Origin of the sequence: Lysobacter sp. GCM10012299 (genome assembly GCF_042649405.1) — a bacterium.
In the GTDB taxonomy this organism is placed as follows: Bacteria; Pseudomonadota; Gammaproteobacteria; order Xanthomonadales; family Xanthomonadaceae; genus Lysobacter_J.
In genome coordinates this window covers 18,734-33,967 of the sequence record NZ_JBHRZC010000009.1, presented here as the reverse complement: position 1 = coordinate 33,967, position 15,234 = coordinate 18,734, and the positions used below count along the sequence as shown (strand labels likewise).

The following is a 15,234-nucleotide window of genomic DNA, read 5'->3' as shown; positions in this document are numbered from 1 at the left end:
CACCCCTCCGTAGACAGAAGAAACTCAGGCCAACTCGCGGCCCGGAGACTCCACCGCCCGCTGCCGCACCAGCCACCGGAACGCAGGGCCAGTGAGCAGCGTGGACAGCACGGCCAGCGTCACCAGCGCCGCGAACGCGTGCTCGGACAGCAGGCCCTTGTCGCGCAGGATCGTGGCCGCGACGATTTCCATCAGCCCCTTGCACTGCAGCAGCGCACCAACGGCCAAGGCTTCACGTCGTTGCAGATGCGGCGCAGGCGGGCAGACCAGCACGGCGGCGAGCTTCGCGCTCACCGCCAGCACCAGCAGCAAGACCGAAGCCTGCAACGACGCCCACCCCAGCACCTCGCCGTCGATCTTCATGCCGCTGTGGCCGAAGAACAACGGCGCCAGCGCCAGCAACGCGAACTGGCCGATACGCTCGACCGGCAACTTCCTCGCCCAGGCCTGCGGCACCATCGCGCCGGCAAAGTAGGCACCGAGCAATTCGTGCAGCCCCAGCTGCGACGTCGACCACGAGCCCGCCGCCAGGAATACCGGCAGCGTCGCCCACGCCACCCAGCGCGGCGGCGAGACACCCATCCGCTTGATCACGCTTGCGGTAACGGCCAGTGCCACGAGCAGCAGCAGCGCAACGCACTGCACCGCCGAAACCCCATCCAGCAGCGAGCCACCATCGGCCGCCAGCAGCAGCGCCGCCAAACCGATCCAGAGCACCGCGTCGTCGATCACCGCGATGCTCAACGCCAGCTGCGACAACGGACGATGCAACGGCCCCAGTTCGCGCACGATGCCGATCAGCACCGGCAGCGCGCTGACCGCGACGCACAGGCCGATGGCGAGCGACCCCAGCCATTCGCCACCACGGGGCGCCGCCCAGCCGGGCAACTGGGTGAAATGGAAATGCGCGGCAACGGTGCCGACGCAGAACGGCAGCAACAGCGCCACCGCCGCGCTGGCAATGAAGCGCAGCCTGCGCGCGTGCGTCTGCGTGGTCGTACCCGACTGGGCCGGAAGGTGCGCCTCCTGGCGTGTCTCCAGCCCGGCAGCGAAGGCCAGCAGCAGCACGCCGGCCCAACCGATCCTGTCGCCGATGACCGAGGGAAGGCCCCAGCTCGCAGGCACTGCACCGCTGGCGGCCAGCACCAGGCCGATGATGATCGGGATCACCGCGATCGGAATGGATCGGCCCAGCGCGCGCCACACGCACCAGGCGAGGACGACGAAGACGAGGGTGTCGAGGGCAGCGGCGATTAGTGACGGCACGATGCCGATCATAGCCATCTGCAACGGCGATGGAACACCTGTTTCGCGGTTGCGTGGCCCGGCCCGCCGACGCTCCCGATTCATCTGGGCTTCGACGGATCGACCGGGCCCGGGTTTGTATCGAAACGTATCCCCGCCGATCCACGCCAAGCTCGAAGACAAAACCGCGGACCAGGCGACAACCGGGGGATACCTCGCGGCCCCGAAATGAGGCCATCGAATCCCATCGCCTCGCCGAGGAACCCGCAATGACCACCGCCACCCCCACTTCCGGACTGCTGTCGCGCGTCGACGGCGTCGGCCAATGGCTCTCCCCGCTCGGCCTGCGCGTGCTGCTGGCGTGGGAGTTCTTCGAAGCCGGTCGCGAGAAGCTGCAGGGTGACAACTGGTTCGGTGACCTGGCCGACAAGTTCCCGCTGCCGTTCTCGCTCCTGGGCGCCAACATCAACTGGACGCTCGCCACCTGGTTCGAACTGATCGGCAGCATCGCGCTGCTGCTGGGCATCGGCACCCGTTACGCCGCGGCCACGCTGTGGGTGCTGACGGTTGTCGCCATTTACGCCGTGCACTGGCCGTCGGAGTGGTCGAGCCTGTCGGAGCTGTGGCAGGGCTACGCCATCAGCAACGACGGTCATGGCAACTACAAGTTGCCGCTGATCTACCTGGTGATGCTGCTGCCGCTGATGCTCAACGGCGGCGGCCGCTTCAGCCTCGACCGGGTGATCACTGCATTGCGTCCGGTGCCGGCCGCGGCCCCGGTTGCCGACACGTCGGCATGGGGCCTGGTGCTGTTCGCCGTTGGCGCCACCGTGGCGATGCTGTTGCCGTGGTTCGGTGGTGTTGCCGCCCTCGCCGGCGTCGGCCTGCTGGTGTGGTCGCGCCTGCGTTCGCAGCCTGGCGGCCGTTACGCCGCCGCCTGATCCGGAGAAGTCCTCATGCGCTCCATCATCACCTCCACTTCCGCTGGCCTTGGACTGCGCCGCGGCTTGATCCCGGAACTGCTGGCCATGGACGAGGGCCCGGTAGATTTCCTCGAGGTCGCACCCGACAACTGGATCGGTGTTGGCGGCAGGTTCGGCGAGCAGCTGGCGCAGTTGTCGGCGCGCTTTCCGATCAGCGCGCACGGGCTGTCGCTGTCGCTCGGCGGCAGCGAGCCCCTGGACATGGAGCTGCTCAGCCGCACCCGCCAGTTCAACGACCGCTTCGACGTGGTGCTGTACAGCGAGCACCTGAGCTACACCGGCGACGACGGCCATCTCTATGACCTGATGCCGATCCCCTTCACCGACGAGGCCATCGGCCACGTCGCCGCGCGCATCCGCCAGGTGCAGGACGTGCTGGGCCGGCGCATCGCGGTGGAGAATGTCTCGTACTACGCAGCGCCGTACCAGGCGCTGGCCGAGATCGATTTCATCAATGCCATCCTGGTCGAGGCCGATACCGACCTGCTGCTCGACGTCAACAACCTCTACATAAACTCGATCAACCACGGCTACGACCCGCACGCATTCCTGGCGCAGCTGCCACACGAGCGGATTGCCTCGTACCACATCGCCGGCCATTTCGACGAAGACATCGACCTGAAGGTCGATACGCACGGTGCACCGGTCAAGGACGACGTCTGGTCGCTGCTGGACAGCGCCTACCGCCGCTTCGGCGTGCGCCCCACGCTGCTGGAGCGCGACTTCAACTTTCCGCCACTGGCGGTACTGCTCGGCGAGACCGGGCGCATCCGCATGATGCAGACCGCGCACGCGGACCGCCATCGCCTGCTGGAGCAGATCCATGCATGAGGTTCTTCGTGAGCAGCAGTTCGTCCTGGCGCGCCATCTGCGCGATCCCGCCGCCAACCCGCCACCGCCCGGCCTCGGCGAGCGGCGGCTGCGGATCTATCGGGAGCTGTTCTTCAACGCCATGGAGGGTTTGCTGGCAGGCGGTTTTCCGGTGATACGCGAGACGTTGGGCGAGACGAGCTGGAAGGCGCTGGTGCGCGCGTTCTATTCCGGCCATCGCAGTCGCACGCCGTTGTTTCCGCAGATCGCCGGGGAGTTCGTCGATTACCTCGAGCATCGCGACGCCGACGGCGACCTGCCGGCGTGGCTGCCGGAACTGGCGCACTACGAGTGGATCGAGCAGAAGCTGTTCACCAGCGATGCGCAGGTGGCGGCGCATGACCCGGAGGGTGATTTGATCGACGGCGTGCCGTTGCTGTCGCCGCTCGCGTTGCCGTTGGCGTATCGATGGCCGGTGACGGATATCGGGCCTGGTTATCTGCCGAGCGTGGCACCGGACACGCCGACGTCGCTGCTGGTGCATCGTGACAGTGAGCATCAGGTGCGCTTCGCGCGGATCGCGCCGTTGGTGTATGCGCTGCTGGTTTCGTTGCAGGCCAATGCATGGACGGGGCGGGAGCACCTGGCGGCGCTTGCGGCGCAGAGCGGGGCCGACGCGGCATCGATGTTCGAGGAAGGTCGGGCGTTGTTGCAGGCGTTGCGGGCGCAGGGGGTGGTGGTCGGCACGGTTGCGTGACCGCGATCCCGGGTGCGCTGCGCTTACCCGGGCTACGGGTTGGGGCGATCGCCGCGATCCCGGGTGCGCTTCGCTTACCCGGGCTACGGGGAGGGGGTGTAGCCCGGGTAAGCGCAGCGCACCCGGGGCCCTCACCGCTCGCCAAATCCTTTGGCGAATTCCGTTACGCCCGCCCAATCCTCGGGCAATTCTCCTCGCCGCACGTATTGATGAAATGACGAATGCGGCCATTCGCAAACCCGTGACACCAAACCGTGCTTCATCGGATTGATATGCACGTAATCCACATGCGCCGACAAGTCGGCCTCCGACCGGATGGTGTGCTCCCAGAAGCGCGGTTGCCAGGGCGACGGCGCACCCAAGCGCTTGGTGAACCCCTTCTTGATCTCCTGGCACAGGCGTGAGTAGTCGCCCCGGTCGTCCTGCATCCTGATCACGGTGTGCAGGTGGTCTGGAAGGATCACGGCAGCGATGATTTCATGCGGCACCCGCTGCCGCGCGCGAATCCAGGACGCGCGCAGCAGGTCAACGTGCCGGATCAGCGCGTCGTCTCGCCGGTCGCGCAGGGTCGCGGTGATGAAGTACGTCGCGCCGGCGATGGGGTTGCGGCGGTATCGCACCATCGGTGGGCCCTCGGCACGGGTCCGTGTGCCAGGGGGTGATGGTAGGGGGCTTCGTTGCCCCGGGTGCGCTTCGCTTACCCGGGCTACGTGTAGGGCGCCGGGTGTAGCCCGGGTAAGCAAAGCGCACCCGGGTCCGTGCCTAACCCACGCTGTACCGATCAGCGGTATCCAACGCCTCGTCGATGATCGCCAGTCCCTCACGTAGCGTCGCTTCGTCGATGACCAGCGGCGGCGCCACGTGCAGGCGGTTGCCCACCACGAATGGCCACAGTCCACGCTGCTTGCAGGCGGCGGCGAATGCCGCCATCGGGGCGTTGTCCGCGCCGCTGGCGTTGAACGGCACGAGCGGTTCGCGCGTCGCGCGGTCGCGCACCAGCTCGATGGCCCAGAATCCGCCCAGCCCGCGAACGTCGCCGACCGACGGGTGCCTGGCCTGCATCGCCTGCAACGCCGGCGCGAACACTTCGTCGCCAAGGCGCCGGGCATGTTCGATGGTGCCCTCTTCCTTGTAGATCCCGATGCAGGCCACCGCCGCCGCGCAGGCCAACGGATGGCCGGCGTAGGTCAATCCACCGGGATAGGCGCGCGATTCGAAACTGGCCGAGATCGCGTCGCTCATGATCACGCCGCCCAGCGGCACGTAACCCGAGTTGACACCTTTGGCAAACGTGATCAGGTCCGGCACCACCTTCCAGTGGTCGATCGCGAACCATTGACCGCAGCGACCGAAACCGACCATCACTTCGTCGGCGATCAGCATGATGCCGTGCCGGTCACACAGGTCCCGCACGCCCTGCAGGTAGCCATCGGGCGGGACCAGCACGCCGCTGGAACCGATCACCGGTTCGAGCACGATCGCGGCGATGCCCTTGGCACCCTCGACCATGATCGTGTCGGCAAGGTGCGCCAGCGCGCGCTCGCATTCTTCTGCGGTGTTCGCGGAATGGAACGGGGAGCGATACAGGTACGGTCCCCAGAAGCGGGCGAAGCCCGGCGCGCCCGGTTCGGACGCCCAGCGTCGCGGGTCGCCTGTCGCGGTGATCGCGCCAGCGGTCGCACCGTGGTAGCTGCGGTACGCAGTCAGTACCTTGTGGCGGCCGGTGTGCAGGCGCGCCATGCGGATCGCGTTCTCGATCGCTTCCGCGCCGCCGTTGGTGAAGAAGACCCGGTTCAAGCCCTCCGGCGCGACTTCGGCGATCAGCCGCGCCGCTTCGCTGGTCGCCGGGTTGGCGTGATAGGGCGCGACCGTGCACAGCACGTCGGCCTGGGCCTTGATCGCCGCGATGAGTTTCGGGTGCTGGTGGCCGACGTTGACGTTGACCAGCTGGCTGGAGAAATCGAGCCAGCGCCGTCCGCTCTCGTCGTGGAAGTGCACACCGGCAGCGCCGGTGACGACGAGCGGATCCAGCGCGCCATGGGCCGACCACGAATGCAGCACGTGCAGCCGATCGTCGCGGGCAGCGGCAGACCGTGCGGCGCCCGCACCGGCCACGCCATCGGGGGAGACGTCACGCATTGGCTTTACGCCTCAGGGGATGAAGGTTTGAGTCGGGTCGTCGAACGACTTGAACTCTAGCGCATTGCCCGAGGGATCGAAGAGAAACATCGTCACGTGCTGGCCGGGCTTGCCCTTCAGCCGAAGGTGCGGCTCCTCGGCAAAGGCGACGCCGGCCGCTCTGAGCCGCTTGGCCAACGTCTCCCATGACGCGCGGTCCAGGTTCATGCCGAAGTGCGGCACCGGCACCGCCTCGCCGTCGAACTGGCTGTCGAGTGCGGGCCGGCCGTCGCCGCCGAGGTGGGCGACCAGGTGGTGGCCGAAGAAGTCGAAGTCCTGGTAGTTGACGTCGCTCCTGCCCTGCGGGCAACCGATCACGCCGCCATAGAAGTTGCGTGCCTCATCGAGGTCACGGACCGGGAAAGCAAGGTGGAACTGGGTCAGCGGCCTGGCTGCGTTCATGACACCGTGCCCGGCCGGATCGCGCAGCTGGCAAAGATGTTCTGCCAGAACAGGTTCCATGCGGTGATGCTGCATTCGTAGCCGTCGGCCAGGTCCGACAGCGCTTCGGGCTCGTGGCGGATGTAGTCGTCGATGGCCTGCCGCGTCAGCTCGCCGTGGATGATGTCCTGTTCTCCGGTATGGATGGTCCAGAACTCCCAGTCGATGCGGTCGGCATGCTCGACCATGTAGGGATGGGTCTTGAGGTGTTCGAACAACACCGACAAGTAGGTCTGGCACAGGCACTCGCCGCCCATTCCGCGCAGGCCGACGCCAAACGCGGAACTGCGTGCGGACAGTTGTCGCGTGAGGCTGTCCAGGTTCTTGCGATTGGCGGGAATGCAGCGCTGCAGCTGTTCGGGCTCGACACCTATCGTCGCCAGGAAGCGGTCGTAGATGGCCGGATGCGCCCTGTCCGGATCGCCTTCGCCAAGCTCTTCGGCAAGGATCTCGCTGAGCAGGCTGCGAAGACCGCCGAATGGCAGCTTCGCCAGCAACAGGGCCAGATCGCTGATGTAGTCGATGGTGAAGAAGCGGTACTGCACGCAGACCTGGCGCAGGTCTTCGATCGAAAGCTGCGGCAGGACTTTCATCTTTTGCGCCGCCAGCGCTTCGGTCGCTTCCTTTGCCGCGTCGGCAAACTGCCAGAAGCTGTCCCGGTCCCATGTGCCCGAAGGCAGCGCACCGGGTATCAGCGCGCCGGACTCGATGGAGGATGGTGTGGCCTGCGCACCTTGGCTCTTCAGCAATGTCATTCGTCCAGCCCTGGAGAGGTCGGGGCGAGCATAGCTTCGAAAAGCAGAGCCGCATTTCACTCCGCGTAGACCCGCAAGTCGCATTTTGGAGCGCTGGTTCACTGAACATTTGACTTGCGCGCCCTGCAGCGGCGCTGACTCGTATTCATCATCGAGATCGCCGGTGTTGCGGTTCACGATGCGTTTTGAATTTGCGCAATTCTTCGTGCAGGTTTTGTTCACGGCCCGACGTGCCATATAGGACACACGACATCGGATGTACTGTGATGCGATGCAAGCGATGCAAAGCAACGATAAATCCAACGTAAACCTGCTCTGGACGGGCGGGTGGGATTCGACGTTCCGATTGCTGCAGCTGTTGTTGCAGCACCGCGTTCCGGTGACGCCGTACTACCTCGAAGACCCGACCAGGCCGTCGACGCGGATCGAGCTGGACACCATGGTCCGCATCGGCGACCACCTGCGCGCCACCTATCCGCACACCCGCGGGCTGCTGCAGCCGATCCGGGTCGCCTCGGTGCGGGACGTCGTCGAGGACGACGAGATCGATGCCGCGCTGAGGGAGATCCGCCGGCGCATGTACATCGGCAGCCAGTACGCGTGGCTGCCGTCGTTCTGCAAGCACAACGCGATCGACGCGATGGAACTGGGCGTGCACGTAGACGATAAGGTGCAGGCGCTGGTGCGGCCCTACGCGCTGGAATCGGACCACCCCGACGGCTACCGCCACATCCGCGTCGACCCCCTCCATGCCGGCACCGCCGAGTACCGGTTGTTCCGCTACTTCAGCTTTCCGCTGTTCCACATCGACAAGGTGGGCATCGACCGGCAGGCCGACGCGGAGGGCTGGAGCGCGATCATGGACATGACCTGGTTCTGCCACACGCCCGTGCGCGGCAGGCCCTGCGGCATCTGCGCGCCCTGCCTGTACACCATCGAAGAGGGGCTTGCGCGCCGCGTGCCGGTGTCGCGCCGTGTGGTGTCGTTCTTCTACCGGCACCTCGCGCTGCCGCTGAAGGCGCCGCTGCGGCGCGTGCGGGCGTCGCTGCGCGCGGGACGCCGCGGTAGCCGTCCTCGCGCGCCGGGCGTGCCCTGAAGGCTTACTTCGCGGCAGCGCGCGCCGTCGGCAGCTGCGCCAGCGTCTGCGTGGCCACGGTGTCGAGGTTGACCGACGCACCCTTCCTGGCCCGCACCGAGCCGCGGTAGAGCGCGCGCCACAGCACGCGGATATCGGCCGGCTGCAGCACTTCCACCAGCAAGCCGCCTTCCACCATCATCTTCGTGTCGAGCTTCACCGCCGGCACGCCGTTGTCGCCCTTGGTGACGATCTGCGAACAGCCGCCGGCCTTGCATTGCACGGCGGTCTCGTTGGCGCTGGCCAGTCCCGTGTCGCGCACCGTGGTTTCTTCGGTGTCGCGCACGCCGACGCGATAGGCAACGGCGATGTCGGCCTGGCGGACGTCCTCGATGCGCCGATAGCCCTTGGCTTGCAGTGCCTTGTCCAGCGCCGCCTGCACGCGCTGGCGCAGTTTCGGATCCTGCACGCGCTTGTCGAACTCCGCTGCCTGCTGCGGCGGCATCGCCACCCAGGCGTAGCGCGTGCCCGGCAGGGAGGTGGCGGGTTTCGACACCTGGACCGATGACTGCGGCGCCTGCGCGGGCGCGGCGATCGGTGCCAGCAGGAAGACCAGTGCACAGGACAGCAATGAGGACTGCAGGCGATTCATGTAGGAGGCTCCGGATTCTGGGACGTGACGATCAACGCGCTCGTGGCGCCCCAGCCAGTGGCCGGAGTTCGGTTCGAAAGCATTGCTCCGCGGCAATCGTCCGATCAGCGCATGTGAAACAGGCGTGACGACGTGCGCGCGTTCACCGCGCCATCACCGGCCCGGGTGACGCTATGGCGCACGAACCGATCAAACAGGCGCGAGTATGAAGCGGCTATTCCCGGGTCTGTTTGTCGCCGCGCTGGCCATTGTCGTGACAGGCTGCGGCGACATGTGCAGGAACGACCAGGTGACCGTCGTGCCCTCGCCTTCAGGCAAAACGCGCGCGATTGTTTTCCATCGCAACTGCGGGCCGACGACGGAGCGCAACACGCAGGTCGCCGTGCTCCCGCATTCGGCCCAGCTGGCCAACATCCCCGGCAACGCACTGATCCTCGGCGGCGACGTCCCGCTCAAGGTCCGCTGGGACTCCGACACCACCGTGACCGTCTCCGGCCTCGGCAGCGCACGCGTGTTCAAGCAACAAGACAACGCCGCAGACGTCACCCTCACCTACGAAAAGTAGCCCGGGTAAGCGCAGCGCACCCGGGAAGCAGGGTGTAGCATGCCCCCACACCCGCCACACACGCGCGCGTTCGTTCGGCCGCCCAGCGCCCGCCCTCCTCGCTCCCCCCACGTACGACCACCCGCCTCCATGCGAGGCACCGGGAGCGCCACATGCCGGGCTATACAACGCGAAATCAGGTCGTGCCCATCGGTGGCCACGACTATCGCCTGCGCGTCCTAAGCGACAAGCAGCAGTACTCCGATCCCGACGGCCATGGCGAACGACTGGGCATTTCCTCGGCGCAGTGGAGCCTGTTCGGCCAGGTGTGGCCGGCCGGGCGCCTGCTTGCGCAGGCGATGCACCGCTTCGACGTCGCCGGCAAGCGCGTCCTGGAACTGGGCTGCGGCATCGGCCTGGCCAGCCTGGTCCTGCAAGGGCGTGGCGCGAACGTGGTCGCATCCGACATGCATCCGCTGGCGGAGGCCTTCCTTGCGTACAACGCCGCGCTCAACGCGCTGCCGGCGCTGCACTATCGCCAGTTGCGCTGGGATGTGCCGCTGCCGACGCTGGGGCACTTCGACCTGATCATCGCCAGCGACGTGCTGTACGAACTCGATCACGCCCTGCTGCTGGCCAGCGTTGTCGAAAGGCACGCGCAGCCGACGGCCGAAATCGTGCTCACCGATCCCGGCCGCGGCCACAGCACGCGCTTCACCCGCATGCTCGCCACCCAGGGCTTCGCGCTGGTCGAGGAGCGCTGCCCGATGGACGACAACGACCTGCCGCCGTACCGCGGCCGGCTGCTGCATTACTCCCGCGTCGCTCCCGCCGCCGTGGCCTGACGCAGCCTGCACGTCGCAGGCTCTTGCCGCGCGTCGCAGACACGAGCACCCTGTCCGGCCAAACGGGAGTGCCTCGCGATGAATCCGGTATCCACCGTGCTGCTCGGCCTGGCCATGTCGACCGATGCCTTCGCCGCGGCGCTCGGCAAGGGCGCGGGCATGCTGAAACCGCGCTGGCCGCAGGCGCTGCGGATCGGGTTGATATTCGGCGTGGTCGAAGGCCTGACGCCGATCATCGGCTGGCTGCTGGGCACCGCGGCCTCGCGCCATATCGAGCAATGGGACCACTGGATCGCCTTCGGCATGCTCGGTGCGCTCGGCCTGCACATGATCTACAAAGCCGTCACCGGCCAGGACGAGGTTGAAGCCGCGGCAGTCGGCGGACGCAGGGATGGGCTGTGGTCGGTCGCGCTGACCGGCCTGGCGACCAGCATCGATGCGATGGCCGTGGGCGTTGGCCTGGCCTTCGTCGACGTGAACATCCTGATCGTCGCCGTCGTGATCGGACTGTGCACCGTCACGATGGTGACGCTGGGGATCATGGCCGGTCGCGTGCTCGGCACGCTGATCGGCAAGCGTGCGGAGATGGCCGGCGGCGTGATCCTGATCCTGGTGGGCACCGGCATCCTCTACGAGCACCTGCACGCCGCGGCTGGGTGATCACCGGCAGCGGCGATGCATGACCGCCCTCTGGCGATCAGGGCCGGACGCGAACGCCGAATCCCGACCGCATTTCTTCCATGTCGAGATTGCCGTCGCTGTTGCGGTCGAGCCAGCCGAAGCGCATTTCCAGCGCGCGACGCAGTTCGTCGTCGTCGAGTTCGCCATCGCGATCGAGGTCGGCCACGATCAGGCGATCCGCCGCAGTCGGCACGCCCTGCACCGGCGGACCCAGGATCGCCTGAAGCTCCTGGGCGGAGATAAGCGAGTTGTGGTCGGCGTCCGCCGTTTCGAAGGCGACCTCGCTGTCGTACTCGTACTTGCTCAGCACGCCATCGCGATTGGCATCGAGGTATTCGAAGCGGGCCTCGGCACTGTCAGGGAGTTTCCGGGTCGTCGTGCCAGTGACATCGCACCATCCCGGCCCTGCGATCGCGATGCCAAGCACGAGGGTGGACAGGCGCAGCAGGCAGGCGGTCATGGCGGTTCCCCAGGGCGATGAGCTCAGGCTCATGCAACGGCCCGTGCGCCGCAAAGCGGACACCAGGGGCTCTCACTGGGGTCAGATCACCAGAACAGGTTCGGCCGTCCGGACTGCAGCAGCAGGGTCCAGATCATGACGCCGCCGATCGTGCCCGCCATCGCGGCAACCAGCCCGCGCTGGAACCAGCGCGATACCGGCGATGCGATGGCGGTCAGCACCGTGTCGTCAGGCGCCAGTCCGACCAGCGACACCAGGTAGAGCAGTGACACCACGATCGGACAGACCAGCGGGTTGTCCAGCCAGTAGTTCACCGGCCAGTGGCACAGCGCGATCGCCGCCGTCAGCGCGACCCACAGCCAGCCCCGCCCGGCAACCAGCATCGGCTTGCGGGAGCGCACGATGGCAAACCCCGCCCAGGCCAGCAGCATGGTGGTGATGATGTAGCGGGCAAGGTCGAGCGATGTCCAGGAAGCCACGGCACAACGGCCCCGGAGGGCGTCTGTTCAAACCGGCGAGTCTGCGGCGCGCGGTGTCGGAGAGCGGTCGGAGTCGACGGCTGCAGCCCCGCGGCGCCGACCTTCGCGCCTAGAAGGCCGTTCCTGTGAATATGACGACATCCTCTTTCTGCTTGGCCAAGGCATCGCGCTCGAATTCCGCGGGATCGAGCCTGGCGAGCGCGCATCCGGTGACATCGGCGTCAAGATTGACGACTGCGCCGGTCAGCGACAGGAACGTGGGTCGCCGCGCCTTCTTCGCGCTCTTGCTGAAGTAGTCGGCCTGGTGGCCGCGCAGGACTACCGCGTTGCCACCCTTGGCGCTTGCAGCCTGCTGCAGCTTCGCGAATGCCGCCCGATAGCTCACGGAGGTGGGGGCCATGCCGGTACGCAGGTTCGGCTCCCGGTTGCCGACAGTGACCGACACCTGGCCAAGCCTGTCCTTCACGCACGATGGCGATGCGCTGAGCAGTTGCACCTTGGATGATGGATCGGCCGCGCTTGCGGCAACGGACATGGCGAGCAATACGCTACCGAACAAGACGTGGCGTTGCATCCGGTTCCCCTGTGCCGTTGACAGTAGTCGGATAGTAAAGGACCCCGGCCGGGCGTGAACTCGCCCGTCACGCCCGGCACTGACAATCCACTGCTGACCGGCAGGCACCCTCGCCAACACCGGTCCGAATCAGGAGACTCCCATGTCCCGCTCGAAGTCCATGGCACGTGCAGTACTGATCGCGTCGATGCTCTGCATGCTGCCGGCCATCGAAGCCGCCGCAGAGGTAAAGCCATTCCCCGCCAGCTTCCACGACAGCCAGATGCCGGTGGCCGGTGGAACGCAATACGTTCGAGTTGGCGGCAAGGGACCGGCGGTCCTGCTGCTGCATGGTTTCGGCGACACCGGCGACATGTGGGAACCGCTGGCGACCCGGCTGGTGAAGGACCACACGGTGATCGTTCCCGACCTGCGCGGCATGGGCCTGTCCTCGCATCCCGAGGATGGTTACGAGAAGGCGGCGCAGGCGCGCGACCTGGTCGCCATCCTCGACAGCCTCAAGGTCAAGCAGGTGCAATTGGTCACGCACGACATCGGCAACATGGTCGGCTATTCGCTGGCCGCCCGTTACCCGGGCCGTGTCACGTCCTGGGTGGTGATGGATGCGCCCCTGCCGGGAATGGGAACCTGGCAGACGCAGCTGCTCAACCCCCGGGTCTGGCACTTCAACTTCCGCGGGCCGGACGTCGAGCGACTCGTCGCCGGCCGCGAGCGCATCCTCCTGGACCGGTTCTACAACGAGCTCGGCGGCAACCCCGCCGGCATCGATGAGCAAACGCGCCAGCATTACGCCGCGCTCTATGCGCGGCCCGGCGCCATCCACAATGCCTTCGGCGGACAGTTCGAGGCGTTCTCGCGCGATGCCGAAGAGAACAAGGCGAACTTCGACAAGGTCGGGAAGCTCGACATTCCCGTCCTTGCGATCGGTGGCGACCACTCCTATGGCGCTTCGATGAAGCCGGAGATCGACTATGTCGCCTCGAATGTGGAAGGCGCGGTCATCAAGGATTCCGGGCACTGGATCATGGAAGAGCAGCCGCAGCAGGCCCTCGACGTGATCCTGCCGTTCCTCGCGAAGCATTGAGGCATTGCCTGGGCTCAATGCGGGCCCAGGCGCTGACCCTCCGGCTGCGGCGACGAGGTCGTGCGCAGCAGGCTTTCGAGGTTGCGCACGCCGCGCATCGACGCGACTTCGCGCAGCAGGTCCTCGAACTCTTCCTCGGCCACGGCGCCTTTCAGCTGCACCCATCCGTCGTGCACGTGCACTTCGACGTCGTGCGGATGGCCCACGAAACGCCCGAGGCGCGCGCGGATGCGATCGTGCAGCCGGTCGTCGTCGAGGGGTTCGGTGGACAGGCTGGCGCGTCCGCGTGCGGCGACGCCCTTGAGGCGATGGGCCGCGCGCTTGGCCTTGCCGCGTACGTAATGCCCGGCGTCGCTGCCCATCGAAGCACTCCGGTCGCGTATCAGTGCGCGACGCCGGCGGCCGGTGTTGGGATCGAGCAGGTACATCACCAGCGCACCGGCGGCGAAGGCCAGGGCGACGCCGGACAGCAGATTCAGCGTGCTCCGGGGGGATGGTTCATGCATGGGGACATCTCCAGACACAGGTTCGCGTGAGGGGTGATGCTGCCAAACCGGTCGCAAACGAAGCGCGAAGAAACGGCCACTGTTTGCTTAACACGCACGCCCTGCCGCCCCCGGGATGGTTCCCGGACGGGGATATGCATTACCATCGCGCTCACGAAGGGGAGTAGCTCCCACATGCTGTCACCGTCACTACGGGATCCGTCCCCGGTGCAGCAGCAGGTCGCCTGAGGCGGCCTGCGAGCAAGACCTTCGCCGTCCCACGGCGAAGGTGCGTCCATCGGATACGCAGGCGTCGTGGCACCCCTGCCCTTCCGACGAGCTCCCAATGGACGTATTGCTGAACCCCGAAATCTGGATTGCACTGGCCACGCTGACTGCGCTTGAGCTGGTGCTCGGCATCGACAACATCATCTTCATCTCGATCCTGGCCGGCAAACTGCCGCCGGAGCAGCGCAACAAGGCGCGCCGCCTGGGCATCACCCTGGCCGCGGTGACGCGACTGGGCCTGCTGCTGGCCATCGCCTGGATCGTCAGCCTGACCGCACCGCTGTTCTCGGTGCTGGGCAACGAGTTTTCATGGCGTGATCTCATCCTCATCGGTGGCGGCCTGTTCCTGATCGGCAAGGCCACGCACGAGATCCACCAGAAGCTCGAAGGTGCCAGCGAGCATGTGGGCGTCGGTGCGGCGACGGCCACCTTCGCCAGCGTCATCGCCCAGATCATGGTGCTGGACATCGTGTTCTCGCTGGACTCGATCATCACCGCCGTGGGCATGGTCGACGAGCGCTGGGTGATGGTGACCGCGATCCTGATCTCGATCGTCTTCATGCTGATGTTCGCCCGGCCGATCGGCGAGTTCGTCGAACGCCACCCGACCGTGAAGATCCTGGCGCTGAGCTTCCTGATCATGATCGGCCTGGTGCTGATCGCCGACGGTTTCGGCCAGCACATCCCGAAGGGCTACATCTACGCCGCGATGGCGTTCTCGGTGTTCGTCGAGATGATCAACCTGTGGATCCGCAAGCGCGAGAAGGCCAAGGTCGCGCCGGTGCAGTTGCACGAGCGGTACACGGACGATACGCCGTCGGCGTGAGGCAGAAAGCAGAACGGCCGGCCCTGGGGCCGGCCGTTCTGCATGCCGAGACAGTCAGATGCTGCGCGCTGC

General features: G+C 66.6%; 19 protein-coding genes. 9 read left to right on the top strand and 10 right to left on the bottom strand.

Going from position 1 to position 15,234, the window contains the following annotated elements:
• Positions 1–24: 24 nt before the first annotated feature.
• Positions 25–1,284 (bottom strand): cation:proton antiporter, encoded by a 1,260-nt coding sequence (locus tag ACFOPO_RS17585; protein ID WP_386704943.1) that lies wholly within the window; start codon positions 1,282–1,284, stop codon positions 25–27.
• A 230-nt stretch (positions 1,285–1,514) separates the two neighbouring features.
• On the opposite strand from ACFOPO_RS17585, the gene ACFOPO_RS17580 reads away from it, so the two are divergent.
• The 3 genes from ACFOPO_RS17580 to ACFOPO_RS17570 are packed head-to-tail and all read left to right on the top strand — an operon-like array spanning position 1,515 to position 3,795.
• Entirely contained in the window at positions 1,515–2,186 is a 672-nt protein-coding gene (locus ACFOPO_RS17580) for a DoxX family protein (protein ID WP_386704941.1), read from the top strand.
• Positions 2,187–2,201: 15 nt separating this feature from the next.
• Complete coding sequence (locus ACFOPO_RS17575) at positions 2,202–3,059, top strand: DUF692 domain-containing protein (RefSeq protein ID WP_386704939.1); 858 nt, start codon at positions 2,202–2,204, stop codon at positions 3,057–3,059.
• The gene (locus ACFOPO_RS17570; protein ID WP_386704938.1) at positions 3,052–3,795 is read left to right on the top strand and encodes a DUF2063 domain-containing protein; all 744 of its coding nucleotides are present in this window, start codon (positions 3,052–3,054) and stop codon (positions 3,793–3,795) included. Before ACFOPO_RS17575 ends, ACFOPO_RS17570 begins: the two co-directional genes overlap by 8 nt.
• A gap of 131 nt (positions 3,796–3,926) precedes the next feature.
• Here ACFOPO_RS17570 and ACFOPO_RS17565 read toward each other — a convergent pair whose 3' ends face one another.
• The 4 genes from ACFOPO_RS17565 to ACFOPO_RS17550 all read right to left on the bottom strand — a co-directional run bounded on the left by ACFOPO_RS17565 (position 3,927) and on the right by ACFOPO_RS17550 (position 7,346).
• Positions 3,927–4,418, bottom strand: a complete 492-nt coding sequence (locus tag ACFOPO_RS17565) for a transposase (RefSeq protein ID WP_386704937.1) — start codon at positions 4,416–4,418, stop codon at positions 3,927–3,929.
• Between the two features lie 139 nt (positions 4,419–4,557).
• Entirely contained in the window at positions 4,558–5,934 is a 1,377-nt protein-coding gene (locus ACFOPO_RS17560) for an aspartate aminotransferase family protein (protein ID WP_386704936.1), read from the bottom strand.
• Between the two features lie 12 nt (positions 5,935–5,946).
• The gene (locus ACFOPO_RS17555) at positions 5,947–6,375 is read right to left on the bottom strand and encodes a VOC family protein (protein ID WP_386704935.1); all 429 of its coding nucleotides are present in this window, start codon (positions 6,373–6,375) and stop codon (positions 5,947–5,949) included.
• Positions 6,372–7,346, bottom strand: coding sequence for an iron-containing redox enzyme family protein (locus ACFOPO_RS17550; RefSeq protein WP_386704933.1), 975 nt, complete (start codon positions 7,344–7,346; stop codon positions 6,372–6,374). Before ACFOPO_RS17550 ends, ACFOPO_RS17555 begins: the two co-directional genes overlap by 4 nt.
• Positions 7,347–7,449: 103 nt before the next feature.
• Between ACFOPO_RS17550 and ACFOPO_RS17545 the strand changes: the two genes are divergently transcribed.
• Positions 7,450–8,265, top strand: coding sequence for a hypothetical protein (locus ACFOPO_RS17545; protein WP_386704931.1), 816 nt, complete (start codon positions 7,450–7,452; stop codon positions 8,263–8,265).
• Between the two features lie 4 nt (positions 8,266–8,269).
• Here the strand turns inward: ACFOPO_RS17545 and ACFOPO_RS17540 are convergent, their stop codons facing one another.
• The gene (locus ACFOPO_RS17540) at positions 8,270–8,896 is read right to left on the bottom strand and encodes a DUF4136 domain-containing protein (RefSeq protein ID WP_386704929.1); all 627 of its coding nucleotides are present in this window, start codon (positions 8,894–8,896) and stop codon (positions 8,270–8,272) included.
• A 205-nt stretch (positions 8,897–9,101) separates the two neighbouring features.
• Between ACFOPO_RS17540 and ACFOPO_RS17535 the strand changes: the two genes are divergently transcribed.
• From ACFOPO_RS17535 to ACFOPO_RS17525, 3 genes are all read left to right on the top strand, one after another.
• Positions 9,102–9,461, top strand: a complete 360-nt coding sequence (locus ACFOPO_RS17535) for a hypothetical protein (protein WP_386704927.1) — start codon at positions 9,102–9,104, stop codon at positions 9,459–9,461.
• Positions 9,462–9,613: 152 nt separating this feature from the next.
• Entirely contained in the window at positions 9,614–10,285 is a 672-nt protein-coding gene (locus tag ACFOPO_RS17530; RefSeq protein WP_386704926.1) for a class I SAM-dependent methyltransferase, read from the top strand.
• 78 nt (positions 10,286–10,363) lie between these two features.
• Positions 10,364–10,945 (top strand): manganese efflux pump MntP family protein, encoded by a 582-nt coding sequence (locus tag ACFOPO_RS17525; RefSeq protein WP_386704924.1) that lies wholly within the window; start codon positions 10,364–10,366, stop codon positions 10,943–10,945.
• 37 nt (positions 10,946–10,982) lie between these two features.
• On the opposite strand, the gene ACFOPO_RS17520 is transcribed toward ACFOPO_RS17525, so the two are convergent.
• The 3 genes from ACFOPO_RS17520 to ACFOPO_RS17510 form a co-directional block, all read right to left on the bottom strand.
• Positions 10,983–11,426, bottom strand: a complete 444-nt coding sequence (locus ACFOPO_RS17520; protein WP_386704923.1) for an EF-hand domain-containing protein — start codon at positions 11,424–11,426, stop codon at positions 10,983–10,985.
• A gap of 86 nt (positions 11,427–11,512) precedes the next feature.
• Complete coding sequence (locus ACFOPO_RS17515) at positions 11,513–11,905, bottom strand: hypothetical protein (protein WP_386704922.1); 393 nt, start codon at positions 11,903–11,905, stop codon at positions 11,513–11,515.
• A gap of 109 nt (positions 11,906–12,014) precedes the next feature.
• The gene (locus ACFOPO_RS17510) at positions 12,015–12,479 is read right to left on the bottom strand and encodes a hypothetical protein (protein ID WP_386704920.1); all 465 of its coding nucleotides are present in this window, start codon (positions 12,477–12,479) and stop codon (positions 12,015–12,017) included.
• A gap of 142 nt (positions 12,480–12,621) precedes the next feature.
• Between ACFOPO_RS17510 and ACFOPO_RS17505 the strand changes: the two genes are divergently transcribed.
• Entirely contained in the window at positions 12,622–13,563 is a 942-nt protein-coding gene (locus ACFOPO_RS17505; RefSeq protein ID WP_386704919.1) for an alpha/beta fold hydrolase, read from the top strand.
• Between the two features lie 14 nt (positions 13,564–13,577).
• Here ACFOPO_RS17505 and ACFOPO_RS17500 read toward each other — a convergent pair whose 3' ends face one another.
• The gene (locus tag ACFOPO_RS17500) at positions 13,578–14,069 is read right to left on the bottom strand and encodes a hypothetical protein (protein ID WP_386704918.1); all 492 of its coding nucleotides are present in this window, start codon (positions 14,067–14,069) and stop codon (positions 13,578–13,580) included.
• Between the two features lie 325 nt (positions 14,070–14,394).
• Here ACFOPO_RS17500 and ACFOPO_RS17495 point away from each other — a divergent pair, with 325 nt between their 5' ends.
• A complete protein-coding gene (locus ACFOPO_RS17495; RefSeq protein WP_386704916.1) occupies positions 14,395–15,162 on the top strand; it encodes a TerC family protein in 768 nt (255 codons plus the stop codon).
• Positions 15,163–15,234: the final 72 nt, after the last annotated feature.

Excerpts from the sequence above, each read along its gene's own strand:
- ACFOPO_RS17585 (WP_386704943.1), bottom strand. The coding sequence starts at position 1,284 with ATGGCTATGATCGGCATCGTGCCGTCACTAATCGCCGCTGCCCTCGAC.
- ACFOPO_RS17580 (WP_386704941.1), top strand. The coding sequence starts at position 1,515 with ATGACCACCGCCACCCCCACTTCCGGACTGCTGTCGCGCGTCGACGGC.
- ACFOPO_RS17575 (WP_386704939.1), top strand. The coding sequence starts at position 2,202 with ATGCGCTCCATCATCACCTCCACTTCCGCTGGCCTTGGACTGCGCCGC.
- ACFOPO_RS17570 (WP_386704938.1), top strand. The coding sequence starts at position 3,052 with ATGCATGAGGTTCTTCGTGAGCAGCAGTTCGTCCTGGCGCGCCATCTG.
- ACFOPO_RS17565 (WP_386704937.1), bottom strand. The coding sequence starts at position 4,418 with ATGGTGCGATACCGCCGCAACCCCATCGCCGGCGCGACGTACTTCATC.
- ACFOPO_RS17560 (WP_386704936.1), bottom strand. The coding sequence starts at position 5,934 with ATGCGTGACGTCTCCCCCGATGGCGTGGCCGGTGCGGGCGCCGCACGG.
- ACFOPO_RS17555 (WP_386704935.1), bottom strand. The coding sequence starts at position 6,375 with ATGAACGCAGCCAGGCCGCTGACCCAGTTCCACCTTGCTTTCCCGGTC.
- ACFOPO_RS17545 (WP_386704931.1), top strand. The coding sequence starts at position 7,450 with ATGCAAAGCAACGATAAATCCAACGTAAACCTGCTCTGGACGGGCGGG.
- ACFOPO_RS17540 (WP_386704929.1), bottom strand. The coding sequence starts at position 8,896 with ATGAATCGCCTGCAGTCCTCATTGCTGTCCTGTGCACTGGTCTTCCTG.
- ACFOPO_RS17535 (WP_386704927.1), top strand. The coding sequence starts at position 9,102 with ATGAAGCGGCTATTCCCGGGTCTGTTTGTCGCCGCGCTGGCCATTGTC.
- ACFOPO_RS17530 (WP_386704926.1), top strand. The coding sequence starts at position 9,614 with ATGCCGGGCTATACAACGCGAAATCAGGTCGTGCCCATCGGTGGCCAC.
- ACFOPO_RS17525 (WP_386704924.1), top strand. The coding sequence starts at position 10,364 with ATGAATCCGGTATCCACCGTGCTGCTCGGCCTGGCCATGTCGACCGAT.
- ACFOPO_RS17520 (WP_386704923.1), bottom strand. The coding sequence starts at position 11,426 with ATGACCGCCTGCCTGCTGCGCCTGTCCACCCTCGTGCTTGGCATCGCG.
- ACFOPO_RS17510 (WP_386704920.1), bottom strand. The coding sequence starts at position 12,479 with ATGCAACGCCACGTCTTGTTCGGTAGCGTATTGCTCGCCATGTCCGTT.
- ACFOPO_RS17505 (WP_386704919.1), top strand. The coding sequence starts at position 12,622 with ATGTCCCGCTCGAAGTCCATGGCACGTGCAGTACTGATCGCGTCGATG.
- ACFOPO_RS17500 (WP_386704918.1), bottom strand. The coding sequence starts at position 14,069 with ATGCATGAACCATCCCCCCGGAGCACGCTGAATCTGCTGTCCGGCGTC.
- ACFOPO_RS17495 (WP_386704916.1), top strand. The coding sequence starts at position 14,395 with ATGGACGTATTGCTGAACCCCGAAATCTGGATTGCACTGGCCACGCTG.